Consider the following 24,475-nt stretch of genomic DNA (forward strand, 5'->3'; position numbering starts at 1 on the left):
GCGAACTCGTCGAGCAGGTAGAGCACGGGCCGGGCAGGGGAGGCGGGATCGCGCGCCATGTCGGTGAGGCTTTGGGTGATCAGCAATCGCAGCCACCTGGAATAGGCCGACAGCCGATCAGGCGGCAGGACCAGAAACACGGTCGCGTTGTTTCGTTTGAGATCGGAAAAACGGAAATCCGATCGGCCGAGCACGGCGGTCATGCGTGGGCTATCGAGGAAATGGGTGTGACGCTGCGCGGCCGACAAAACGCCGGCTGCTTCCCGATCGGACTTGCCAAGATGGCGATTGGCGGCACGGGCAATCAGCCCATTGGCCTCGTCCATGTCCTGCATTCGCGCGAGCAAACCGAGGAGGCGTTCCGGGGCGTAACGTCGAGAGGTTTCGGCGCCCCGGAGAACTGCGATAACGATCTTGAGGATGGGGCCGGCGATCAGTGCCTTCGCCTCCTCGTTCCAATGGGCATCACCGGCCATGCCCGGTTCGTCGAACATCAGGGCGTCGGCGAGTGTGCTGGCATCTTCCGCGATATCCAGGCTATCTGGGTCGAGCATGTCGAGGGGATTGAAGGCTGCTGAGCGATTGCCCGTCACGCCGAAGGGGGCGACGCCTGTTGAAGATGCCACTCTCGTGAAGCGTCGCCATATGAGCGCCTCAGTGGTATCATGACCCAGCGCGGTCGCGGTATCAGGCAGCCCGATAGTGCATGTCGCCTCAATTGCCTGGCTTCATGCGGCGGATCTCCTGAGGGGGAGACAGCCATGGCAACTGCAAGAGCAGAGCGGCGGCTGGCCGCGATCATGGCCGCTGACGTCGTCGGTTACTCCCGCCTCGTCGAACATGACGAGGCTGGGACGTTGTCGGCCCTCAAGGTTCTGCGCCGGGAGGTGATCGATCCCCTTTTGGCCGAGCATCAGGGCCGTATTGTCAAGTTGATGGGCGACGGTGCGCTCGTGGAATTCGGCTCGGTCGTCGATGCCGTCGCTTGTGCGGTCGCCATCCAGAAGGGAGTTGCCGAGAACCAGGCCGATATCCCGACGGAGCGACGCATCATCTTCCGGATCGGCGTCAATCTCGGTGACGTGATCCATGAAGATGATGGGGATCTCTATGGCGATGGCGTCAACATCGCGGCCCGCCTCCAGACCTTGGCGGATCCAGGCGGCATTTTCATTTCCGGCACTGCGTACGATCACCTCCCGGGCAAGCTTGACTGCGGCTACGAGTACCTCGGAGAACGCGCGCTCAAGAACATGGAGCGGCCGGTGCGACTGTACCGCCTTCTTCTGGAAAGGACGACCGCAGGAACGGCATCGCTGAGGCCCGCACTTCCGGACCGACCATCGATTGCCGTGCTGCCGTTCAACGCCATGGGCGCCGACCCGGAGCAGGACTTCTTCAGCGACGGGCTCACCGAGGACATCACCACCGCGCTATCCAAGCTCAAGGGCTTCTTCGTGATCGCCCGCAACACGATGTTTACCTACAAGGGAAAGCCCGTGGATGTGCGCGCCATTGGGCGCGAACTCGGGATCCGCTATATCCTCGAGGGGAGTGTCCGCAAGTCCGGCAACCGGGTGAGGGTGACCGCGCAGCTCATCGATGCGGTCTCCGAAGTCCATCTCTGGGCCGAGAAGTATGACGGCGACCTCGGGGACATCTTCGTCATTCAGGACGAAATCACCGCAAGTGTCGTCGGTCGCATCGGGCCGGAACTCCTGGCGGCAGAGCATGCCCGTGAAAGCCCCAAGCCGCATCATGGCCTTGATGCCTGGGAGTGTGTCGTGCGAGCGGTGTTCCTGTGTTCCCAGTTGTCTGAGGAGAGCAGCGGCAAGATGCTCCCCCTGCTTGATCGGGCAATCGGACTGGCACCCGGTTATGCGCAGGCGCTTGCCATGAAAGGTTGGATTACCATGTGGCGCGCGTTCCAGGGGTGGGAGGACATGGGACATGCCCTGACCCTTGCCAGGGATTTCGTCCAACAAGCCATTGCCGCGGACGATAAGGAACCGTGGACGTACCTTGCGCAGGCGATGATAGCTTTTGCGACGCGTGACAATGTCCTGGCTATGGCAGCGATCAGCCAGGCTGTCGCGATCAACCCCAACTCCGCGTTTGCACACGGGCAGTTGGGACTTGCGCATGCCAACGGGGGCCGCGCGGCGGACGCCATTCCCTGCATCGACTACGCCCTCAGACTGAGCCCGCGCGAGGCTTTTCTTGGCGACTTTCAGTTTTACTACGCCATGGCTTATTTCCAGGGCGCGAATTACGAATTTGGATTGAGTTACGCGCGGGAGGCACATCGATTGCGGTCTGGCCACGCGGTTCCGCTGGTTATCGGCACAGCCTGTGCCGGACTTCTGGGCAACCATGAGGCTGCCACAGACTTGCTCGGACGGCTCAAGTCGTTAGTTCCTGACATCTCACGGGATGCGGTCAGAGCAACATCTTCCTTCGTCCGCTCCGAGGATCGGGCGCGCCTGATCGAGGGACTTGCCCGTGCCGGGCTGAATTGACGGGCTGGATTTACCTCGAGAACGGATCGCTTACCGGAGGAGCGTTCCCGGCAGCACGTCGTCATCCACCGGCATTTCTTAATGCTGCTGCGAAACTCACCATAAACGTCGTTACGGTCGGCGTCGTGGCCGTTACAGAAGATCGCATAATGTATCATAGGGAGCCGCGTGCGGCGGGGACCCATCTCGGGTGCCGCATAGCTCAAATGCGTCAGCCCACAGGTTCTGCCGCACAATCCGCAATCGTTAAGGTTCGAGGCGACCAGTTAGCACCCCCGTGAGGTGGTGCGCTCGCTCGCCCCGAATCTCTGAGTTGTATCAGCCGTTCAGCGCGTCCTTGAGAGCTTTGGCCGGCGCGAAGGTCAATTTCTTCGCAGCAGCAACCTTAATGGTTGCACCGGTGGCCGGATTGCGCGCTTCCCGCTCCGGCGTGTCCTTGACCTTGAACTTGCCGAAGCCTGGGATCGATGTTTCCGCGCTGGATTTGGCGGCGGCGGTCACGGCTGCGAAGACCGCCTCCACAACCGCCTTGCTCTGGACTTTCGTCAGGCCATGTTCGGTTGCGATCTTTTCTGCAATCTCATTTGTCGTTGTCATTGTTTTTCCCCTCTTGGTGACGGGGAAGTCTCGCCTGCCCGGATCCCTTTTGTCATCCGGCGTCCCAGCGAGGTGGAGCGAAATGCCGAGGATTTCCACAACGTAATCGCCGCTTTTCGATGAAATTGGCCCCGAGCATGCGAGTGCCAGTTCGATCGAGGGCGGGCATTCAGATGTGTCTGGTCATCTCATGCAGCAAGGTATCGCCCGCCAACTAGAAAGGCGCGCGTTGAGCAGTGTCGAATTCCCATCCACCACGAGCCACAGGTCGTTGTCTAGTGACTGAACCGTGAGGGGTTTGCGTTTCTCCAGATTGCATTTCGCTGCCGCCACCATGTGGCGGTTGGCATTGATGATGCCTCTTTCGCGCGCACGTGCGTTTACCAACTGCTCGAGCGGAATAAGCAGATGTGGTTCGCTCAGATCGAAGTAAAGCGAAGGGTCATCCGGGAGCCGGACGAGCGTCGCGGCGATTTCCTGATTGAACTCGATCGCAACAACAGCGCCGTCGGGTTGAAGAGCGGAATATTTTAGCGAAATTTCTTCAGCTTTCATGCCGTGCCTCTCGGGAAGTCTCGTGCCGGAAAGAAGGGACCCCGCCGCCAGGCGGGGCGAGTACCGCACCCATATGGCTCACTGGGCGCGGGCAGGAATGCGGTCCAACAGAAAATGCTTATGTACGCTAAGCGCTTAGCTCAGCGGATAGAAGTTCTAATTCCTCGATTCCGGTACGCTGCCGCAGAAAAACTCGACCACGAACGTTGCAGCGTAAACACGCGGCCGGCGCCCAGTAGGCGCAGCCGTGAGGAAAAGGCATTTCCGGCGCCACATTCATCCTCTTGTTTCACCGCAATCACGCGAATGGGCAAACTTCAATCCGCCACGTTACGAACGATGGGGAGCCCATAAAATTAGGGGGAATAAATGTAGCAAAGGCCAGAAAAGGCGCAACCATCCCGACTGCAGTCGGTCGTGACCTCATAGAAATGCTTGAGCCTCCACAGGGGAGCGGAGGCTGAAGGGATGCGCGCGCTTTAAGAGCGAAATTGCGCGGCAATAAAAACCGGCACAAGCTCATCTCTGGCGTGTGTTCTGGCTGCGCGCAATTAAAAGTGTAATGTCGCAATTCCCGTGGTCCAAAGCAACGAATTTATGAGCGGCCTGACTAATCAATCCGGGTTACGCAAGGCGCGATCATACCTCAGCTAACTTGCTGTTCAGGGACGGCGTCGAATTCAATCCTCCAGCTTCCGCAAAGAGCTTTGCGTTAACGGGACCGAAACTGGTCCGGATGCTCAACTCCGTCATGCGATGACCTCAAAACCGGATGCTGATGAAGACATTCATGCGCCCCCGACATTCCGTTCATAGTGTCTTGCTCCCTCACAAACTGATTGGCTAGATCGACCTGACTGGCCATCTGCAAGAAGTGCTCGTCACTCGATGAGAAGAAGTTGGATAGCGCCCAGGGGAAGCGGCAGACGCCGAGGGCGGGCGCCTTCGCTCCATCGGCTCAGACGCTCTTTCGCGTGACGAAGCGCGTTTCCAGATAGGCCTCGATCGCGTCGGAACCACCCTCGGTGCCGTAGCCGGAATCCTTGATGCCGCCGAAGGGGACTTCGGGGAGCGCCAGGCCCAGGTGGTTGATCGAAATCATTCCGCTTTCGACCTCGCTTGCCAAGCGGTGGGCGCTGCGCTCCGATCCGGTAAAGGCATAGGCCGCAAGACCGAAGGGCAGGCGATTGGCCTCGTTGATCGCCTCGTCGAGATCATGGAAGCGATTGATGATCGAGACCGGGCCGAACGGCTCGTCGTTCATGATCCGGGCCGAAAGCGGCACGTCCGCCAGAACCGTCGGCTCGAAGAAGTAGCCACGATTGCCGATGCGATGGCCGCCGGTTGCCAGTCGGGCGCCTTGCTCGACCGCGTCGGCGACCAGGCTTTCAATCGCCGGGATGCGCCGGTCGTTGGCGAGTGGCCCCATGTCGACACCGGCTTCGAGACCGTTGCCGACCTTGATCTTTTTCGATGCGGCGACGAAGCCGTCAAGGAACTGATCGGCGACGCGCTCCTGCACGAGGAAGCGGGTCGGCGATACGCAGACCTGGCCGGCATTGCGGTACTTGCTGCCGGACATGATCGCGACGGCGCGCTCAACATCGGCGTCATTGGTGACGATAACAGGCGCATGCCCTCCGAGTTCCATCGTGGCGCGCTTCATGTGCTGGCCGGCAAGGGCAGCGAGCATCTTGCCGACTGGGGTCGAGCCGGTAAACGACATCTTTCGGATCACCGGATGGGCGATCAGGTATTCCGAGATGACCGAGGGCACACCGTAGATGAGGTTGACGACACCGGCCGGAAGCCCGGCGTCGACGAAGCAGCGGATGAGTTCGGCCGGCGAAGCCGGTGTTTCCTCGGGCGCCTTGACGATGATCGAGCATCCGGTGGTCAGCGCCGCCGACAGCTTGCGCACCACTTGGTTGATCGGGAAGTTCCAGGGCGTAAAGGCGGCGACCGGACCGACCGGCAGCTTGACCGTCATCTGGGTGACGTCGGGCGCGCGCGGCGGAATGATCTGGCCGTAGGCCCGCTTTCCTTCCTCGGCAAACCACTCGATGATTTCGGCGGCACTCAGGATCTCGCCCTTCGACTGGGCAAGGGGCTTGCCCTGCTCGCGCGTCATCAGAAAGGCGATGTCGCCGACCCGTTCGCGAAGCAGGGCGGCAGCCGACCGCATCACCTGGGCGCGATCGAAGGCGGATGTTGACCGCCATGTCTTGAAACCCCTTTCGGCCGCCGCAAGTGCCTCGTCCAGATCCTCCACGTCGGCCCAGGCCACATGCCCGATCGCTTCTTCGCTGGCCGGGTCCATGACGGGAATGGTCTTGCCCGATCGCGCCGGCCGCCAGGCGCCGTCGATGTGGAGGAGAATGTGCGGATACTGTGTCATGGAGAGCCTTTGATGAATGTTCAGTGCCTCGTTCGCGCGAGGTGAAGTGATCGAGCCAGCGGGCCTTGCCGGGTATTCTTGATCGCCAACAATGGCGGCGCAGCAGCAAGACAGTCGATACTGCGTCGTCCAATACCGCTGAACGCCTAGACTAAGCCGCTCGCCAGACGAGGTCGATGCCGCCGCCGTCAGCCGGAGTAAGCATGGGAACCGCCGACAGGAGCTTCTTCGTGTAGGACGACGTCGGCCGGTCGAAGATTTCGTCACGGCTGCCCTGTTCCTCGATGACGCCGCGGTGCATCACGACGACGCGATCGGCGATCTGTTCGACCACGCCAAGGTCGTGCGAGATGAAAAGGCACGCAAATCCCTGCTGTTCCTGCAACTGCAACAACAGTCTGAGGATCTGGGCCTTCACTGTCATGTCGAGAGCCGAGACCGCTTCGTCGGCGATGACGAGGTCCGGCCGGCGAGCGAGCGCACGGGCGATGGCGACACGCTGCCTTTGTCCGCCCGAGAGCTGATGCGGAAAACGATCGGCGAATTGTGGACCGAGCCCGACCTCGCTCAATACTTCGTTCACCCGCTCGCGTCGGGCAGTCGAACGCATCGACTTTTCGTGCCGGAGCGGCGCAGCGACGATCTCGCGCACACGCATCCTCGGATCAAGCGAGGAGTAGGGATCCTGAAACACCATCTGGCAATTCGCTCGGTAATCGGCGTAGCCGCCGCTCTTCCGGTTCACGGATTGGCCGCGGAAGGTCAGCGTGCCCTCGTTCGGCTGCAGCAGCCCAGCGATGATGCGGCCAAGCGTCGTCTTGCCGGAGCCCGAACCTCCGACCAGCGCGACGATCTCGCCGGGATGGATGTCCAGGTCAATGCCGTGCAACACAGCCTTGGCGCTGCTGCCGCTGCCATAGGCAAGTTTCATGTTTCTGACGCTGGCAAGCGGAGCACGCGGCACGACTGACCGAGCCGGCGCGCGGCGGGGAAGGGCGGACAAAAGTTTCCGGGTGTACTCATGGCGCGGCGCGCGCAACAGCTCGCTGGTCGCTCCTTCCTCGACGCACACGCCCTTCTGCATGACCAGCACGCGATCGGTGTATTGGGCCACCATCGCCATGTCGTGGCTGATGAGCACCATTGCGGTGCCTTTCTCTTCGACCAGGGCATGCAGCAGTTCCAGCACCTCTCGCTGGACGACCGCATCGAGTGCGGTCGTCGGCTCGTCGGCGATCAAGAGTGCCGGCTCGAGCAGCATGACGGATGCGATCATGATGCGCTGGCGCATGCCGCCCGAAAACTCGTGCGGAAAGGCGCGGACGGCGGCGTCAGGATCCGCGATGCCGACACGCCGCAACATGGCAAGGATTGCGACACGGCGTTGCGCGGCGTCCATCGCTGTGTGCAACGCCAGACCTTCCTCGAGTTGCCGGCCGATTGTCAGCGCAGGGTTGAGCGAGGTCATCGGCTCCTGGAAGATGAGGCCTATACCCTTGCCGCGCAACTTGCGCAGTTCTTCGGGCTGAAGATCTCCCATGTCGCGATCCTCGAACCGGACGGTGCCGCCGAGCTTGGAGATTCCGGCTGGAAGCAGGCCGATGACGGCGCGCATCAGCATCGACTTGCCGGAGCCGGATTCACCGACGATGCCGATGCGTTCGCCGCGGCGAAGCGTCAGGCTGACGCCGTTGACGACCTGGGGGGTGAGGGCCGTGGCGCCGAGCACCAGACGGTCGACCGTGAGGAGGGTTGGCGTGTTCATTGCATGCCTCTCATTTTCGGATCGAGCCGATCCCGCAGTGCGTCGCCGAGGAGATTGATGCCGAGCAGCACGATTGAGATGCAAAGGCCTGGAAAGATCGCAAGCCAAGCGGCCTGGGCGAGGTAGGGGCGGGCAGCGGCCAGCATGTTGCCCCAGGTCGGCGCTGGTGGGGGTACACCGAGGCCGAGGAAGGAAAGGGCGCTCTCCGAAAGCAGGGTCCAGCCGAACATCGATGTCGACAGAACCGTCAACGGGGCGATGCAATTGGGCAGGATGTGGCGAAGCAGCGTGTACATCTCGGTATCACCTGATACACGCGAGGCATCGATGAATTCCCGCTCCCTGAGCGAAAGCACGGTACCGCGCACGATCCGGGCGACCGAAGGCGTATAGGCGATGCCGAGAGCCAGCACGATGCCGTATTTGTTGGCGCCAAAGATCGCAAGCAGGCCGAGTGCGAGCAGGATGCCAGGGAAAGCAAGCAGGGCGTTGGTGACGGCGACGAGCACACGGTCGGTCCATCCGCCGAGATAGCCTGATATCGAGCCCAGCGCGGTGCCGAGTACGGTCGCAATCGCAACGGTCGCGAGACTGACGATGCCGCTTGCCGAGGCGCCGAGCATCAGACGACTGAGCACGTCGCGCCCGAACTCGTCGGCGCCGAGCAGGTGCTGGGTCGACGGTCCGGCCAGACGCGCCTTCATGTCGATCGCCATCGGGTCGTAGGGCGTCCAGACCGAACCGATGCAGGCTGCGATCACGAAGGCGCCGACGAACAGGCCGCCAACCATCGCATTGGCAGAAAGGGTCTTCATGTGATTTTCACTCGCGGATCGAAGAGCGGATAGCAGAGGTCGACGACCAGATTGACCAGCACGTAGATGACAGCGATGAACAGCAGACATCCCTGGATGACCGGATAATCACGGCCGAAGATTGCATCGACCAGAAGTCGCCCGAGACCAGGAATGGTGAACACGGTCTCGACGACGGCGATGCCGCCCAGCATGTTGCCGAGAACCAGGCCGATCAGCGTCAGCGTCGGGGCAAAGGCGTTGGGAAACACGTGTCGCCACAGCACGGTGCGCTCAGGAAGGCCCTTGGCACGCGCATGGGTAATGTAGTCGAGCCTTAGGACTTCGAGCGCCGAGGCGCGGGCCATGCGCAGCAGCACGCCGATCTCGTGCAGGAACAGGGTGAGGATCGGCATCAGTACGTAAAGCAGTCCCCGACTCGGGTCTTCGGCGACCGATACGTAGCCGACCACCGGCAACCAGCCGAGCTTGAGGCCGAAGATGAGCAGGATGACGAGGCCGAGCCAGAAGGTCGGGATCGACAAAAGCAAGGCCGCAATGGATACGAGCGTCAGATCAAGCTTCGAGTTCTGCCGGAGCGCGGCAATGAAGCCGGCGGGGACCGCAGCAAGCGAGGCAAGGGCGACGGCAACGAGGACGATGCCGGCGCTCACCTTGAAACGCTCGATGACGAGATGGGCCACTGGCTCCTTCGTCGTGATCGACGTCCCGAGATCGCCCTGGAACACGTTGGTCAACCAGATCGCAAACTGCGTTAGGATGTTCTTGTCCAGTCCGAGATCCGACCGCAGGGCGGCGACGCTTTCGGGTGACGCCATGTCTCCGAGCAGAAGTGCAGCCGGATCGCCGGGAACGAGGCGGATCAGGAAGAAGACGACGACGGCGACGAGGAGGACCGTCGGAACGGCCATTCCTATTCGCGACAGGATGAAGCGCAGCATCTCGACCGAACCTTCTTACTCGGCGATCGTAACTTCCCATGCCCTTGGCATGGAAAAGATCGAAGCCGCGTAGTTCTGGACGTGTTTCTGGTAGGCCGACGCCTCGAGCCCGTTATAGAGCATGATGAAGGGCACGGTTTCCAGGAAGCGCGCGTGCAGCTTGTCGAAGAGTTCCTGGCGCTTTGCCGGATCGGAATAACGCACGGCGTCGGCGAGCATGGCCTGTGCGTCCGGATCGTCCCAGACCTTGCGCGGCTCCTTGTCCTTGTTGCCCATGACGGAGTCCATGGTCAGTGCGGGGTCGTAGCGTCCCGAATAGGGAAACACCATCGCCGTATAGTTGCTGCTCTGATATCGGTCGAGCTGTGCGGCCCATTCCAGCACTTCGAGTTCAGCGGTAATGCCAACCTGTTGCAGCATTGCCTGTGCCACGATTGCCGCATCGTAGGTGTTGGAATAGCGCGTATTGGCGATGAGTTTGATCGGCTGGCCGTTGTAACCGGCTTCCTGCAGCAGCGCCTTTGCCGCCTCGGGATCGTAGCTGTAGCCCTGGGCCTGGGCTGCGGAATGGTACTGTGAGGTCGGCGGTATCAGCGAGTTGTTGGCCTTGCCGAGACCGAGCGTAATTCCCTCGACCATGGTCTTGGTGTCGAGAGCCATGGCGATCGCCTTGCGGATGCGCATGTCCTTGAGAAGCGGATCGCGCGTCTGCAAGAGGAGTGCGACGATACCGGGATTGGTCGCCAGCGAAACGGCGGTATCGGCGTTCTGCTTGAACTCTTCGACATCGGCATAGGGAACGTCCGGTACGATATCGATGTCGCCATTGAGCAGGGCAGCCTTGGCGGACGAGCGATCGGGAATGACGGCGAAGCGGACGGCCTCGACGAGCGGACGCTTGGCACCGGTGTAGCCGTCCCGCTTTTCTTCGCTGCGTACCGCGTAGTCGGCAAAGGCTTCGAGGTCGATGAATTCGCCCTTACGCCATTCCTTATAGCGGAAGGGACCGGTGCCGACAGGCACGTTGAACGAGCCGTCGGCGTTGAACGATGATTTGTCGAGAATGCCGGTCATGCCGCAGTCGGTTCTGGCAAGCGTTGCCTGAAAGAGGGCGTTCGGCTTTTCGAGCTTGAAGACGACGGTTTGGTCGTCGGGTGCGGTGACCGATATGACATGGGCAACGCCGCCCTCGGCGAAGTCGTTACGGCATCGCCATTTCGTGGCTTCGTCCATGTAGCGGCTCCAGTTCCAGACGACGTCGACCGCAGTGAGCACGTTGCCGTTATGGAACTTGACGCCATCCCTGAGCGTGAAGGTGTAGGTCAGGTCGTCGTCCGAGACTGCGACCTCCTTGGCGAGCAGCGGCTTTACCGAGGCGTCCTCGCTGTATGCGACGAGACCCTCGACCATGTGCAACACGACGGCGTCGCTGTTGGCGTCTCGGTTGACGCCCGGATCAAGGCTGCGGATGTCGGCATTGAGTGCGATTTTCAGCGTTTCGGCTGCGGCCGGGCCGCAGGTCAAGGTCAGCGCGAGTGCTGCGGCCGACGCGGCCAGTCTCTGTCTACGGTTCACCTCAGTTCTCCTCTTTGTAGTCTGTCCGGTTTTTCCGGTTGAGCGAACTGTGCCTTTTGTTTGATCATAAAGCAATACAGAAAATCGCAAACCTTGTTCGGCCTCTGCGAAAGGGGAGGCAAATGCGCTCTCCGCAGGCGTTATCTTTCGCTGCGGATCCGGTCCTCGACTTTCTGCAGCGTCGATTCAAGGTGGCGCCGCAGCGCAAGCTGGGCGAATTCGATCTCGCCGGAGCCGATATACCTGAGGATCTGGATGTGCTCCTTCAGCGACCTCTCCCTGCGCTCGGGCCGGAGCCGATCGAATACCGAGGACTCACGCAGCAGTCTGAGGTCGTTCTGCATGCGCACGGATTGCAGGATGAAGCGGTTGCCGGACCAGGCGGCGAGTGTCTCGTGGAAGGAGGCGTTCAGTTTCAACCAGCTGTCGCGGGTGATGCTGCCGGCGGCATTGATCTGGTCGAGCATGCTTTCATGTTCGGCAATGAGGGCCTTAAGCGCATCCGGATCGGCGCGGTAATTCGGTTCGGCAAGGCCTGCAAGCTCGATCGCGATGCGAAAACGATAGCTTTCGGCCAGGCTTTCTGCGCTGTCGAGCGAATCGACGAACGCCCAACCGTGGCCGCGCTGGCGGTGAATGAGGCCTTGCGAGGATAATTGTGTCAACGCCTTGCGGATCGTGCCGCGCGCAATGCCGTACCGTTCCGTCAGCTCATTTTCCGACACTTCCTGCGGAATGGTGCCGACAGAGCGGTCGCGCAGGATCTGCTGCTTCAGGCGTTCCGTTTCACTCTCGCTGAACGTCTCGATGTGGCTGCCGTTGCCGAGATCGGTGGCGGCGACAAAGCCTTTGTTGGGGATGAGGCGCACCAAATCCTTGGTCGCAAGGATTTCGAGAGCGGCCCGCATCGGCGTGCGCGATACGCCAAACATTGCTGCCAGGGTCTTCTCGACAATCGGATGACCTGCCCGCCAGCCTTCTTTTTGTGCCTGAAGCAGGATCTGCCGGGCAATGTCGATCTGCAACGCGCTCGGGCTGCTTTCCGTGCTCATCAACTGGCTCCAGGGTCTGGTCGGTCTTTGGGGTGCGCTTCTGACATAGCTGTTCGATTTCCTCTGGACAATTCCTTGTGATAGTGCATTTTAACATCACAAAACGCAACATAGAGTGAAAGAAAAGACAGATGACCGCCGCACCGTTTCCGTTCGTTTCGATCTCAGGAACTCCGCTCGAGCGTGGGCGTCAGTATGGGCAGCGGGCGAAGGACCGTGTGCGTCGCAGCGTTGAACTCTATGCGGGCCGGCTTGCGACGCTCGGGGTCTTGGCCGACGACCTGAAGTCGATCGTCACCGGCTATGTTCCGCTCATCGAGGCGTTCGACCCCAATTTCGTCGTGGAGATGAAGGGCATAGCGGAAGGTGCTGACTTGCCGTTCGAGCACGTCGCGCTGATCAATGCCCGTACCGAGATCCTTGCGAGGGCGCGAAAGACCCAGGCGGCGAGGGCCGAGCATTCGGGCGACGGCTGCACCGGGGTCGTCGTCCTGCCCGAGCGCAGCGCCACGGGAGAGCTCGTGCACGCGCAGAACTGGGACTGGATGGCAGAATGCGCGGAGACGGCGATCGTCTTGCGCGTCAAGCCGGATGAAGGTCCGTCCTACCAGACGTTCACCGAGGCCGGTGGCCTTGCACGCAGCGGCATGAACGACAAGGGCATCGCCGTCACGGCCAATTATCTCGAGAGCGACCGCGACTTTGCCGGTGATGGCGTGCCGTTGGCGCTCATCCGGCGCATGGTCCTGCAGCAGGAACATTTGGCGATGGCGATGCGTGCCGTGGCCGGAACGAGGAAGTCGGCGTCGAACAACATCATTGTCAGCCACAAGGATGGCTTTGCCGTCAGCTTCGAATGCGCACCGGACGAAGCGTTCAACATCTATCCGGAAAACGATCTCATCGTGCATGCCAACCATTGGCAGAGCCAGACGGCGCTTCTGAAATTGCGCGAGCAGGCGCATTCAAGCTGGTCGGACAGTTTTTACCGCGACTGGCGCGTTCGCCGCATTCTCGAAAAGTCCGACAAGATCGGCGTCACCGAGGTCAAGGCCGCGCTTTCTGACAAGTTCGGTTATCCCTACGCCGTCTGCCGTCCGCCACATCGTTCGTCGCGTGGCCATGTCTCAGCGACGGTCGCGACCATCGTGATGCGGCCTGCGGCCGGCGAGATGGAACTCGCGGTGCTGCCCGCCGACAATCCGAGCTTCAAGAGCTACCCGACCTACCGGGATGAAATTGCGGCCTGAAGGCCCGCCGGCGCGCCTTGCCGGTGCGCTTGCCCAACGAACAGAAGGCGCAATCACATGGATACGCTCACCACGCCCGGCCCGAACAGCCTCGATGCCTATTGGATGCCGTTCACGGCAAACCGGGATTTCAAGGCGAATGCGGCACTCATCTCGCATGCCGAAGGGCTCTATTACTTCACCAGTAACGGCCATCGTCTGCTCGACGCCATTGCCGGTCTCTGGTGCGTCAACGCCGGGCATGGCCATCCGCGGATCGTCGAGGCGATCCAGAAGCAGGCGGCGCGGCTGGACTTTGCTTCCTCGTTTGGCCTCGGGCATCCGCTTGTCTTCGAATATGCCAATCGGCTGACGTCGATCGCTCCGGCGGACATGAACCATGTGTTCTTTACCAATTCGGGTTCAGAAGCCGCCGATACGGCGATCAAGATCGCGCTTGCCTATCATCATGCACGGGGAGAGGGGCAGCGCCAGCGTATCGTCGGGCGCCAGCGCGGCTATCACGGTGTTGGTTTCGGGGGCCTGTCGGCGGCCGGAATGGGACCGCACAAGAAGCAGTTCGGCATGCTCTTGCCCGGTGCCGTTCACCTGCCGCACACGCACGATCCGGTTAGGAACGCCTTCAGCCTCGGTCAGCCTCGCCACGGTGCGGAACTTGCCGATGCGCTCGAGCAGATGATTGCGACATACGACGCTTCGACGATCGCAGCCGTCATCGTCGAACCTGTCGCCGGTTCGACCGGCGTGCTCGTTCCACCGGTCGGCTATCTCGAACGGCTGCGTGAACTCTGCACACGCCACGGCATCCTCTTGATCTTCGACGAGGTCGTCACCGGCTTCGGGCGACTTGGCCGGCCCTTTGCGGCCGACCGCTTCGGGGTCATACCCGATCTCCTGATGGTCGCAAAAGGCATGACCAACGGTGCAGTTCCGATGGGTGGTGTGATCGCCTTGAGCGCCATCTATGACGCTGTGACCGGAAAGGCGGGCTCGGGTGCCGTCGAACTGTCCCACGGCTACACCTATTCCGGCCATCCTCTGGCAGCGGCGGCCGGCCTCGCCTCGCTCGATGTCTATGTTTCCGAAGGCCTGTTCGAAAGAGCAGCGCGGCTTGAGCCGCATTGGCAAACATGCGCCCACACCCTCAAAGGGCTTCCAGGAGTCGTCGATATCCGTAATCTCGGTCTGCTTGCCGGCATCGAACTTGGAGAGGATCCCGTTCGTGGCAAGGCACTGGCCAGGAAAGTCTACGAACACTGCTTCGATCACGGCGTGCTGGTTCGTCCTGTGGCGAATACGATCGTGCTGTCGCCCCCGCTCACCATCGGGGAGGATGAGATCGAGACGATATTCGCAACCATCAAAGCAGCGCTGAAGTCGGACTGATACAGCCAATAGCATCAATCAGCGGCCGTTCCCGCGGGGGGCGACTGGCCAGATCGCCGAGTTGTGCTCAAGCAAAAGCTGAGGCAGCACCGTAGACCGGTGACTTGGGTTCGCGACCCCCTGCGGGCAAAGGCGGTGTCTGCTCCATTCACGCGGTCATTATCGAGGCTGAAAAGCGGGCGAGAGAATTGCCAGCCATACGCTGGCGAGCATCGCTGGGCGCGCGGCCGCGAAGGCGCCCAAGGGGTCTCCGGCAGCAAAGAATTGTCTCGCTGCCGAACGCCGCACCGCCGCCGCCGCGGCGTAAAGTCGGCTGGCGACACGCTTATGGAGAAGAACAGCGCGCTGCTTGCCCGTAGCGAGATCGGCATCGAGGATCTAAAGGGTGAGAAGATCATCTCGTTCTCGCGGCGGAACCTGTTTTTTACCGAACGCTACTTCGCTGAAGAGTTCGAGTAGCACGATCTGGCAAAGAGCGTCGCCCATACGTGCGACGACACCGTCTCACTGATGTCATTGGTCTCTGCCGGTCTCGGCATCGGCTTTGCGCCGGAATGGACGCTGGATCTGCCGAACCGCAATTTCGAGCTCCGGAAGGTGAGGGGTGTCGATTTCAAGATCGGGCTTGGGGTCGCCTGGTCGAAGGACGACCCGACGGCCGCCCGCGTCGATATCATTGATATCGCGCGCTCGCTGGTAAGGGCGGGTCGGTGAGCATCTGCTTCTCGTCGAGAGGATGTAGCGGGCGCCGTTCCAGTCATAACTCGTCTGCGCTGCGTTCCGTATACCGAGAACGTGCTGTTTACTCGTTACATGAACTTTGCGAATTGGAGGCGCCTTCCCGCCTCCTGGATTTTCAGGGCATTCATGGGAGTGCTGACCTAGCGGACCATGCGGGGGCTCACACAGGCGAGCATCTTGATGACGTCGTCTTCCAGCTTCTGACAGAGATCCTCATATTCGGCCAAGATCGAAGGGTCTGGCGTCGGTTGCTCTCGTAACTCGTCGCGCTTTATTGCGGCCATGCCGTAGGCTTCCAGCAAATCGGTAATCGCCAAGAAGTTGGCATCAGAGATCTGCTTCCGGTGCCTCGGCAGCCGCATCATCAGGCGGGCCCGCCCGACCTTTTCGAAATCCATCGCCCGCTCCTCACTCCTCGGACCAGATTGTCCTCCACCAAAACGAAAGTAGCAACAAGACCTTGAGCCGGCGGAACAATATTGCGGAACTCGCGCTCGTCAGGCCGAAAGCTGGGGGAAGAGGAGCAACTTGCCGTGCCTGAATTTCCTGGATCCCGGCCGTTGGCCGTCGCCATGCTGATCCTCCGAGACGAGGCTTTTAACCGACCAAACCGCGCGCGAACGGGCTCTGGCAGCAAAGCCGCCGGCGCTTGGTGCGCTGTGCGAAGGATCATCAGCGTTTCGTTACAGAAGATCGCATGATGTATCGAATGGGATGGGTCTCAACCCCTGGCTGGAATTCGAGCGATCACCTTGATCTCAAAATCGAAACCGGCGAGCCAGTTGACGCCGATCGCCGAGCTGGATCAGGGATACCTGGCAGGACATTGAAGCCTCGCGGCGAGCCTTCGACGATTCCGGGCGAGATTGAGTGACGCTACGATGAGTCCCGGTTCGCCTTTGTCGCCCCATAGCGCAGGCCATCCAGCAGCAGCATGAGCATGCGTTCGGTATGCGCTGGTCCATCCTCCCCGGAAGCCACGGCGAGGTTTCCGATCGCGCGCAGCAGATCATAGGGCGCGACGTCGGCACGGACTTCGCTCGCATCGGCAGCGGCATCCAGCAACATCGACAGAGCTGGTTCAAACCGGCTGCGGAAATAGTCCGGCAAGGTAGCAAAGGCCGAATCGCCAGAATGGAGTGCAGCGGCCAATCCCCGTTTCGTGGCCAGGAAGCGTGTATAGAGCATCAGCCACGCGGCCAGCGCCTCGGTTGGACCCCGCTCGGCGGCAAGGGGCGCTGCCGCATCCGCGCAGGCATCGACCTCGCGGCGGAACACGGCGGCCACCAGGTCGGCACGGGTTGGGAAACGGCGATAGAGCGTACCCAGCCCGACACCCGCTTGTGCCGCGATCTCTCGGATCGGCGCATCAACCCCCGAACGGGCGAACACGATCTTAGCAGCTTCCAAAACCGCTTCCTCGTTCCTGCGCGCATCGGCACGCATTCGCGGTGCAGAGGGCTCGGCTTCGCCCCTTTTCCCTGAGTCGGTCTCGGTCACATTCCGGGATTTGGGCACAGCCGGCTTCATCCTCTTGATAAACGGATCATCGATCCGTATACGATCTAGCGGATCATTGATCCGGTTCATAATTAAGAGGTTCGCGTTCCTATGTCCAGTTCGTTCGCTGAAGCCCCAGCGCAGGCCGGCGCTTTACCCGCCGTTGTCTCCATCGCTCCCATTACCTTGCCGTCCCCGGGGCGGGGCGTTGACTTGCATGTCAGGGTTTCCGCGCCGATCGCCGGCGACTCGCTACCCGTCATTCTTTTCTCGCATGGCAACGGCCAGTCGCTTCACACCTATGGCCCCCTCGTCGAGTATTGGGCGGCCCATGGCTTTGTCGTGATCCAGCCGACGCATCTAGATTCGCGGATGCTCGGCCTTGCCCCAGACGATCCTCGCCGCCCGAATTTCTGGCGCTTCCGCGAGCAAGACCTTGCAGCCATTCTCGACAGGCTTGATCACATCGAGGGCGAAGCATCGATGATCCGCGGGCGGCTCGATCGCTCGCGGATCGCGGTTGCCGGGCATTCATGGGGCGGGCAGACCGCCAGTACCTTGCTCGGCGCCACCCATCCTGACCCTGAGAGTGGATCGGTGATCAATAGGACGGACAACCGGGTGAAGGCAGGCGTATTGCTGGCGGTACTAGGTAGCGGCAACGACCTCACTGAGCATGCAGCCCGTACCTTCCCGTTCCTGTATCCCGACTTCTCGACCATGACGGCGCCGAGCCTCATCGTCGCGGGTGATCAGGACCAAGGCGGCCTGACCATGCGTGGGCCAGACTGGTGGCGTGATGCCTACGATCTGAGCCCATCGCCAAAGGCGCTGTTCACTGTCTTCGGCGGCGAGCATGCGCTTGGCGGCATTCCCGGCTACGAGGCGCGCGAGACGACGGATGAGCGGCCCCAGCGTGTCGCCGCCATCCAGCGCCTTTCAACCGCCTTCCTCCGTAGTGCGCTCTATCCATGCAATCCCACATTCTCCGAGACGGTCGCCAAGCTGGCGGCCGATACCGCACCGGAAGGCAGCGTCGAGACAAAGTAGGCCGTCGGACGCACCTTGTTTCGGCCACCCGCGCAGCGCGCGCCAGCCCCTTCCACGGTCGCGCCATACCAGCACTGCAAACAGGAGTTTCACATGGACACGATCCTCATCACCGGCAGCTCGTCCGGCTTCGGGCTAGAGACTGCTCGCTATTTCCTCGATCGCGACTGGACCGTCATTGCTGCGATGCGCACGCCGCGCGCGGACGTACTGCCCAAATCCGAACGCCTTCGTGTCGTTGCCCTCGATGTGACCGACGCCCCTAGTATTGCCCGCGCCGTCGAAGAAGCAGGACCGATCGATGCCCTGGTCAACAATGCCGGCGCCGGCCTCATGGGCGCGCTTGAAGGCGTGTCTATTAACGCTACGCGCCAGATTTTCGAGTTGAACACATTCGGCACCATGGCGATGACGCAAGCCGTGCTGCCCGGTCTTCGTGAGCAAAGGTCGGGCGTGATCGTCAACGTGTCGTCGGCCGTGACGCTCAAGCCGCTGCCGATGCTGTCGGCCTATACCGCCAGCAAGATGGCCGTAGAAGCATTCAGCGAAAACCTTGCGCTGGAGGTGGAATCATTTGGGGTGCGCGTGCGGCTAGTCATCCCCGGTCGAGCGCCGGGAACGTCCTTTAGTGCGGCCGCCCGTGCCCGCTCGCAGACCAGTATACCCGAGGCCTATGCCGACTGGGCGAAACAGGTGTTTTCTGGAGCGTCGCAACAGCCGGCCGACATCACCACTGCAAGCGACGTGGCGGAGGCGGTCTGGCAGGCGGTGACCGATAGGTCTTCGCCGTTCCGCATACCCGCGGGCGCGGACGCGGTATCGCTTTATGCGAAAACTGCGTAACGGGTGATCTTCGACGCGACAGGCGACGTCCGCGCGCCTGAGAGGTTCAGCCTGAGTTTAGCAGGGTCGATGATAGCGCGGAAAATGGGTGTCGACATCGGCACCCAACGCTGCCGGCTGGCTGTCGATCCAGAGAGAGATAGCAAGCCGGGCGCCATTGCAGCAGCTTGTACCGTGAAGAAGGCATTTTTTCCCTGCCTGGCTGGACAAGCCCAGCCATGCCATAGTGACGACGAACGACCGGGTGATCAATCCTGACCTGCAGCGATCCATGTGCGCGCGCGGGCAGCATTGTCACCGAGGTCGATGCAGGCCACCAATCCGCTCTCCGTGCTACGAGACGTTCCGGTGCTTCATTGGCATGGCGATACATTCGACCTGCCGGGGGGGGGCGGCAGGGTCCTCGCATCGACATCGCTTTGCGTAAACCAGGCGTTTTCGCGCGGGCCAAACGTCCTTGGTCTGCAGTTGCATCCGGAAGTTCTGGGAATACGGTTCGAGCACTGGCTTTTGGGACACGCCAATGAATTGGCGGCAGCCGGCATCAGCCCCATCACGCTGCGCAATGATGCGAGGCGATATGCCACCGGGCTGCTGATGTGGGGTGCAAAGGTCAATCACCTGGTGAAGATCCTGCTTGGAAGTGCGTGTCATCGACTGTTATCCAAGATCCTATCCAAGCCTTTGTCCCAGTACGGTTGATGTCCAAATCGGTCGACGAGCCAGTCGATGAACACCCTTACTTTTGGCGCCAGCTCGCGGGAACTCGGATATAGCGCCCAAAGCGTCTGGGTTGAGACCAGCGGGTATCCGGGAAGGGCTGGCACGAGGGCGCCCGATCGGAGCTCTTCCGATGCGCACCAAGTGGCCATCAGAGCGATACCAAGCCCAGCAGAGGCTGCGTCGCGCACGGCGCTGCCGTCATTGATGCGGAGGCTTGGGGTAACTCGCTGCTCGATCACCTCTGCATTTCTCCCTCGAAACGTCCAGAGATCGAGCGTGCCGACGACGAGGCAGGCATGTTCCGTTAAGTCGTCGGGGGTGTTCGGCCGCCCGCGTTGCTCGACATACTCGGGCGATGCAACCAGCACTCGATTGTCCGGAGCAAGCCGCCGAGCGACGAAGGACGTGTCGCTGGGCTCTGTATAACGAACCGCCACATCGAAGGCACCTTCGACGAGGTCGACGATGCTGTCCGAGATGCGCAAATCGAGTGCCAGTTCGGGATATCGCCTGCAGAACTGCGGCAAGCCGGGTACGATGTGCATCCGCGCGAACGAGGCCGGAGCCGCCACCCGCAGGGTGCCGCGCGGCGAGGCCTGCTCTCGCCCAAGCGCTGCTTGGGCGGACTCTGCCGCATGCACAACATTCTCTGCATGGGGCAGGAAGGCGAGGCCGTCCTCGGTCAAGGTCGCCTGGCGCGTTGTGCGATGGAGAAGCCTGGCGCTGAGCTTTCGCTCGAGTGCCGCCAGTCTGGCGCTGGCTCCCGCTGGCGTGAGACCCATGTCGCGAGCCGCGGCGCTGATGCTGCGCAGTTGGGCGATACGTACGAACAGGCGCAAATCGTCGACGTCCATGAGGTCGCTTTCAAAGGTTTGTTGAAACTGATCCTAAAACAGGTCTTCTACTCAAGGCAATCGAGATAAATCAAATAGGAGACATCGAGACGGCGCCATAGCCTATGGGGCCGTCAATACTTCTCCTGATGAAAGGATATCGTTATGGCCAACTCAATGAAGGCCGCCGTTCTTACCCGTTTCGGCGGCCCGGACGCATTCGAACTGCGCGACGTACAAGTGCCGGCGGTCGGTCCGCGCCAAGTGCGAGTACTGGTGCATGCTACCGCTATCAACCCACTCGATTACCAGATCCGCCGCGGCGACTACACAGACCACGTGCCTTTGCCCGCAATCATCGGCCATGACATCTCAGGCGTGATCGAGGAGCTGGGCTCAGACGTTCATGAGTTCGCAGTCGGAGATGAGGTCTATTACACCCCGAAGATCTTCGGCGGGGCCGGCTCATACGCAGAGCAGCACGTCGCCGACGTCGAGCTCGTCGGCCGAAAGCCCCGGAACCTAACGCACCTTGAAGCTGCGAGCTTGACGCTCGTTGGCGGTACGGTTTGGGAGGCGTTTCACCAGCGCGCGCAGCTGGAGGCTGGCGAAACGATCCTCATCCACGGCGGTGCGGGCGGCGTTGGCACCATCGCGGTTCAGGTAGCCAAGGCGATCGGCGCACGGGTAATCACGACGGCGCTTGCCCGCGACCACGAGTTCGTACGCTCGCTCGGGGCCGACGAGGCAATCGACTTCACGGCGGAAGACTACGTGGAGGCCGTCGCCCGGCTGACCGGAGGGGAAGGTGTGAACGTCATTTTTGATACGATCGGCGGTGATACGCTCACGCGAAGCCCGCTCGCGCTGGCGGATGCCGGACGCGTGGTCAGCCTCGTCGATATCGCGCAGCCGCAGAACCTCATCGAGGCCTGGGGCAAGAACGCGGCATACCATTTCGTGTTCACCCGCCAAAACCGAGGCAAGCTTGATGCGCTCACAGATTTGGTCGAGCGCGGGCTGGTCAAGCCCGTGATCGGCGCTACGCTTCCGCTGGCCCGCATGGGTGAGGCGCACGAGCTGTTGGAAAACGGCTCCGCGCGGGGCTTGCGCGGCAAAGTCGTGATCGACGTGTCGGGTGAGGCGAGTGCCTAACTCGACATCCGGAACAGTGCGCGGGCGGTCGAGGATCAACCCGGCCGTCCGTTTCAGGAAGGAAAGAACGATGACTATCGCCCCATCGCCGGCCGAGAACGCCGGTCTGAACCCTTTCGGCCGCGGCTACGCGTCAATGTTCGCGCCCGAGCAGTTGACTGTCGGCGTTTATTTCCCGATCGAGTCTTTCGACGGACCCGAGCCGGCTATGCAAGACCAGATCGAGCTCGCCCAGCAAGCAGAGCGTCTCGGCTTTGCCGCGCTCTGGGCGCGGGACGTGCCGCTGAACGACCCGAGCTTCGGCGATCTAGGCCACATCTACGACCCTTTCGTTTGGCTCGCAACGATCGCGGCGCGCACGTCTACCATCGCGCTCGCCACAGGTGCCATCATCCTGCCGCTCCATCACCCGATCGATGTCGCCAAGGCGGGGGCGTCGCTCGATGGTCTATCCCGCGGACGCTTCGTGTTCGGCGTCGCTTCGGGCGACCGCCCGGTCGAGTACCCGGCCTATGGCCGCGACGCGAACCTGCGTTCCGAACTCTTCCGCGACGCGTTCGACTACGTGGAGGCGTTGCTCACGAAGCGTTTTCCGGTCCACGCGTCGGCGCACTATGGGTGGCTCGCGGGCGGCGGCGATCTCGTGCCCAAACCTCTCTCGCCCCGGCTGCCCACCCTCGTTACCGGGCAAAGCCAGCAATCTCTGGACTGGATCGCGCAGCGTAGCGATGGTTGGATCACTTACCCGCGCGGCGTGACTCAGCAGGCGCAGGTCGCCTCGCGTTGGCGCGAAGCACTCGACCGCCTAGGAGCAGGATTCAAGCCGATCGCTCAATCGCTCTACATCGACCTGGCCGCAGATCCGGATACGCCGCCCAGCCCCATCCATCTCGGATATCGGGTCGGACGACGTCGGCTGGCCGACCTATTGGACGACCTGCGATCAAATGGGATCAACCACGTCGCACTGAACCTCAAGTTCAGCCGGAGACCGGTAGCCGATGTTCTCGATGAGATCGGAACTGAAGTCATACCGCATTTCCGCATCAGTGCGCCATGAGCCGCCCAGGCGCTGTCAAGACAAACCTTGGCAGTTCCTCTGATCAACGCCTTGTAGATTGACGAGCAAGCCTCCGTTGTCACGGACGATGCCGGCAATCCGCAGTTTTTTGCCTTTGCCAAAACAAGGAACCTACAATGAAAGCGATAACACTCAAATCTTTCGGCGGTCCAGAATCGTTTGAGCTCTCCGAAGTTCCAAAGCCCGTTCCGCAGGCGGGACAAGTCCTCGTTCGCGTCCATGCCACGTCGGTCAATCCCCTGGATTACCAAGTTCGGCGCGGCGACTATCGCGATTATGTACCACTGCCGGCCATTACCGGTCATGACGTGTCCGGCGTCGTCGAAGCCGTCGGTCCAGGGGGCAAGGTGTTCGCTCCGGGAGACGAGGTATGGTACACGCCGCAAATCTTTGACGGCCCGGGCAGCTATGCCGAGTACCACGTCGCGGACGAAAACATCATCGGACGCAAGCCCAAGTCGCTAAGCCATCTCGAAGCAGCAAGCCTGAGCCTGGTTGGTGGTACGGCGTGGGAGGCTTTGGTCTCGCGTGCGGCTCTGAGAGTAGGAGAAAGCATTCTGATCCATGGCGGCGCAGGAGGGGTCGGTCACGTGGCGATCCAAGTGGCGAAAGCCATAGGTGCGAAAGTGTTCACCACCGTACGCCAAGACAACTTCGACTTCGCACGAAGCATTGGGGCGGATGTGGTCATCGACTACCGGAAAGAAGACTACATCGACGCCATCATGCGGGAAACGGATGGCCGCGGGGTCGATGTCGTGTTCGATACGCTCGGCGGCGATACATTAACCCATAGCCCAAAAGTTCTCGCGCAACTCGGCCGTGTCGTCTCCATCGTAGACATCGCACTGCCACAGAACCTCATCGAAGCTTGGGGTAAGAATGCAAGTTTTCACTTCGTGTTCACACGGCAGAACCAAGGCAAGCTCGATGAACTTAGCACATTAGTGGAGCGTGGTCAGCTGCGGCCGCACGTTGGCGCTGTCTATTCGCTCGCCGATCTCTCTCTCGCCCATGCTCTGCTCGAGACCCCGAACAACGGTGTCCGAGGCAAGATCGCAATTGCAGTCGAACCGTCGGCCGGCACTGCGCGTGCTAGCGAATACCCGTCTAAATTCACTTCAAAGGTGCAACCATGATTTACGAGATCGCTCAGCTACCCGTTCACAAAGAACGGACTGAAACGTTCAGACGAGCATTCGCAGAGGTCGTTCCGTTGCTCAGCCGCGCGCGGGGTTACCGAGGCCATGTTCTGGCGCAAGGGATCGAAACGCCCGAAATTTTCAATCTTATCGTGCAGTGGCGCTCGCTTGAGGATCATACGTCGGGCTTCGAAGCGAGCGAAGATCACGAGATATTCATGGGAGGCCTACAGGAATATTTCTCGGATGAACCGAAGGTCTATCATCTCGAAGGCACAGCATTTGCCGTAACCGGACATGATGATGGGGATGCCGCAGCAACATAGGCAACGCCGCTTAGTAGAGGAATGCGCGGATTTAGAACTCGGGTGATTGTCGGGCCATCTTGACGGCCACCCGATTGCTGAATGCATGTCTCGTTATCAGTCTTTTGAAGGAAGGCATTCGTCGATGTCGCTATTGGTTTGCAACAATCTATTCTGGCACACTCGATACTTCATTATGGACTGCCCCTCATATGTCAACCAATGACGCAAGGTGTCGCTCGGCGGCAT

General features: G+C 61.1%; 20 protein-coding genes and 3 pseudogenes. 11 read left to right on the top strand and 12 right to left on the bottom strand.

Annotated elements, in window-relative coordinates:
• A pseudogene (locus BLJAPNOD_RS28550) lies at positions 1–602 on the bottom strand (type IV secretory system conjugative DNA transfer family protein); the annotation flags it as partial.
• Between the two features lie 159 nt (positions 603–761).
• Here BLJAPNOD_RS28550 and BLJAPNOD_RS28555 point away from each other — a divergent pair.
• Entirely contained in the window at positions 762–2,519 is a 1,758-nt protein-coding gene (locus BLJAPNOD_RS28555) for an adenylate/guanylate cyclase domain-containing protein (protein ID WP_115422299.1), read from the top strand.
• A 318-nt stretch (positions 2,520–2,837) separates the two neighbouring features.
• Here the strand turns inward: BLJAPNOD_RS28555 and BLJAPNOD_RS28560 are convergent, their stop codons facing one another.
• From BLJAPNOD_RS28560 to BLJAPNOD_RS28595, 8 genes are all read right to left on the bottom strand, one after another.
• Entirely contained in the window at positions 2,838–3,116 is a 279-nt protein-coding gene (locus BLJAPNOD_RS28560) for an HU family DNA-binding protein (RefSeq protein ID WP_115422300.1), read from the bottom strand.
• 183 nt (positions 3,117–3,299) lie between these two features.
• Positions 3,300–3,671, bottom strand: coding sequence for a hypothetical protein (locus BLJAPNOD_RS28565; protein ID WP_115422301.1), 372 nt, complete (start codon positions 3,669–3,671; stop codon positions 3,300–3,302).
• A 958-nt stretch (positions 3,672–4,629) separates the two neighbouring features.
• Positions 4,630–6,069 carry an NAD-dependent succinate-semialdehyde dehydrogenase gene (locus BLJAPNOD_RS28570; protein ID WP_115422302.1) on the bottom strand — a complete coding sequence of 480 codons (1,440 nt, stop codon included), beginning with the start codon at positions 6,067–6,069 and terminating at the stop codon, positions 4,630–4,632.
• A 151-nt stretch (positions 6,070–6,220) separates the two neighbouring features.
• A complete protein-coding gene (locus BLJAPNOD_RS28575; RefSeq protein ID WP_115422303.1) occupies positions 6,221–7,834 on the bottom strand; it encodes an ABC transporter ATP-binding protein in 1,614 nt (537 codons plus the stop codon).
• Complete coding sequence (locus BLJAPNOD_RS28580; protein ID WP_115422304.1) at positions 7,831–8,649, bottom strand: ABC transporter permease; 819 nt, start codon at positions 8,647–8,649, stop codon at positions 7,831–7,833. Before BLJAPNOD_RS28580 ends, BLJAPNOD_RS28575 begins: the two co-directional genes overlap by 4 nt.
• Entirely contained in the window at positions 8,646–9,590 is a 945-nt protein-coding gene (locus tag BLJAPNOD_RS28585; RefSeq protein ID WP_115422305.1) for an ABC transporter permease, read from the bottom strand. The genes BLJAPNOD_RS28580 and BLJAPNOD_RS28585 overlap by 4 nt, the downstream gene beginning before the upstream one ends.
• A 15-nt stretch (positions 9,591–9,605) precedes the next feature.
• A complete protein-coding gene (locus BLJAPNOD_RS28590) occupies positions 9,606–11,165 on the bottom strand; it encodes an ABC transporter substrate-binding protein (RefSeq protein ID WP_115422306.1) in 1,560 nt (519 codons plus the stop codon).
• A gap of 140 nt (positions 11,166–11,305) precedes the next feature.
• Complete coding sequence (locus BLJAPNOD_RS28595; RefSeq protein ID WP_115422307.1) at positions 11,306–12,217, bottom strand: GntR family transcriptional regulator; 912 nt, start codon at positions 12,215–12,217, stop codon at positions 11,306–11,308.
• A gap of 131 nt (positions 12,218–12,348) precedes the next feature.
• On the opposite strand from BLJAPNOD_RS28595, the gene BLJAPNOD_RS28600 reads away from it, so the two are divergent.
• From BLJAPNOD_RS28600 to BLJAPNOD_RS28615, 3 genes and pseudogenes are all read left to right on the top strand, one after another.
• Positions 12,349–13,467, top strand: a complete 1,119-nt coding sequence (locus BLJAPNOD_RS28600; protein WP_115422308.1) for a C45 family peptidase — start codon at positions 12,349–12,351, stop codon at positions 13,465–13,467.
• A 57-nt stretch (positions 13,468–13,524) separates the two neighbouring features.
• A complete protein-coding gene (locus tag BLJAPNOD_RS28605; protein WP_115422309.1) occupies positions 13,525–14,853 on the top strand; it encodes an aminotransferase class III-fold pyridoxal phosphate-dependent enzyme in 1,329 nt (442 codons plus the stop codon).
• Between the two features lie 327 nt (positions 14,854–15,180).
• Positions 15,181–15,567, top strand: a pseudogene (locus BLJAPNOD_RS28615) (LysR substrate-binding domain-containing protein); the annotation flags it as partial.
• Between the two features lie 167 nt (positions 15,568–15,734).
• Here BLJAPNOD_RS28615 and BLJAPNOD_RS28620 read toward each other — a convergent pair.
• Together BLJAPNOD_RS28620 and BLJAPNOD_RS28625 are read right to left on the bottom strand one after the other, a co-directional pair.
• Entirely contained in the window at positions 15,735–15,992 is a 258-nt protein-coding gene (locus BLJAPNOD_RS28620) for a hypothetical protein (RefSeq protein ID WP_115422310.1), read from the bottom strand.
• Between the two features lie 478 nt (positions 15,993–16,470).
• Positions 16,471–17,040: a TetR/AcrR family transcriptional regulator gene (locus BLJAPNOD_RS28625; protein ID WP_244611136.1), complete on the bottom strand. Its 570-nt coding sequence runs from the start codon at positions 17,038–17,040 to the stop codon at positions 16,471–16,473.
• A 267-nt stretch (positions 17,041–17,307) separates the two neighbouring features.
• Here BLJAPNOD_RS28625 and BLJAPNOD_RS28630 point away from each other — a divergent pair, with 267 nt between their 5' ends.
• The 3 genes and pseudogenes from BLJAPNOD_RS28630 to BLJAPNOD_RS36235 form a co-directional block, all read left to right on the top strand.
• Positions 17,308–18,144: an alpha/beta fold hydrolase gene (locus BLJAPNOD_RS28630; RefSeq protein WP_199566051.1), complete on the top strand. Its 837-nt coding sequence runs from the start codon at positions 17,308–17,310 to the stop codon at positions 18,142–18,144.
• Positions 18,145–18,237: 93 nt separating this feature from the next.
• Positions 18,238–18,987 carry an SDR family oxidoreductase gene (locus tag BLJAPNOD_RS28635; protein WP_115422312.1) on the top strand — a complete coding sequence of 250 codons (750 nt, stop codon included), beginning with the start codon at positions 18,238–18,240 and terminating at the stop codon, positions 18,985–18,987.
• Between the two features lie 193 nt (positions 18,988–19,180).
• Positions 19,181–19,304, top strand: a pseudogene (locus BLJAPNOD_RS36235) (alpha/beta hydrolase); the annotation flags it as partial.
• A 333-nt stretch (positions 19,305–19,637) separates the two neighbouring features.
• Here the strand turns inward: BLJAPNOD_RS36235 and BLJAPNOD_RS28645 are convergent.
• A complete protein-coding gene (locus tag BLJAPNOD_RS28645; protein WP_115422313.1) occupies positions 19,638–20,564 on the bottom strand; it encodes a LysR family transcriptional regulator in 927 nt (308 codons plus the stop codon).
• A 144-nt stretch (positions 20,565–20,708) separates the two neighbouring features.
• On the opposite strand from BLJAPNOD_RS28645, the gene BLJAPNOD_RS28650 reads away from it, so the two are divergent.
• From BLJAPNOD_RS28650 to BLJAPNOD_RS28665, 4 genes are all read left to right on the top strand, one after another.
• The gene (locus BLJAPNOD_RS28650) at positions 20,709–21,698 is read left to right on the top strand and encodes a zinc-dependent alcohol dehydrogenase family protein (protein ID WP_115422314.1); all 990 of its coding nucleotides are present in this window, start codon (positions 20,709–20,711) and stop codon (positions 21,696–21,698) included.
• Positions 21,699–21,768: 70 nt separating this feature from the next.
• The gene (locus tag BLJAPNOD_RS28655) at positions 21,769–22,758 is read left to right on the top strand and encodes an LLM class oxidoreductase (RefSeq protein ID WP_115422315.1); all 990 of its coding nucleotides are present in this window, start codon (positions 21,769–21,771) and stop codon (positions 22,756–22,758) included.
• Positions 22,759–22,895: 137 nt separating this feature from the next.
• Complete coding sequence (locus BLJAPNOD_RS28660; protein WP_115422316.1) at positions 22,896–23,918, top strand: zinc-dependent alcohol dehydrogenase family protein; 1,023 nt, start codon at positions 22,896–22,898, stop codon at positions 23,916–23,918.
• The gene (locus BLJAPNOD_RS28665; protein WP_115422317.1) at positions 23,915–24,247 is read left to right on the top strand and encodes an antibiotic biosynthesis monooxygenase; all 333 of its coding nucleotides are present in this window, start codon (positions 23,915–23,917) and stop codon (positions 24,245–24,247) included. Before BLJAPNOD_RS28660 ends, BLJAPNOD_RS28665 begins: the two co-directional genes overlap by 4 nt.
• Positions 24,248–24,475: the final 228 nt, after the last annotated feature.

Origin of the sequence: Ensifer sp. M14 (assembly GCF_003355565.1) — a bacterium.
In the GTDB taxonomy this organism is placed as follows: Bacteria; Pseudomonadota; Alphaproteobacteria; order Rhizobiales; family Rhizobiaceae; genus Ensifer.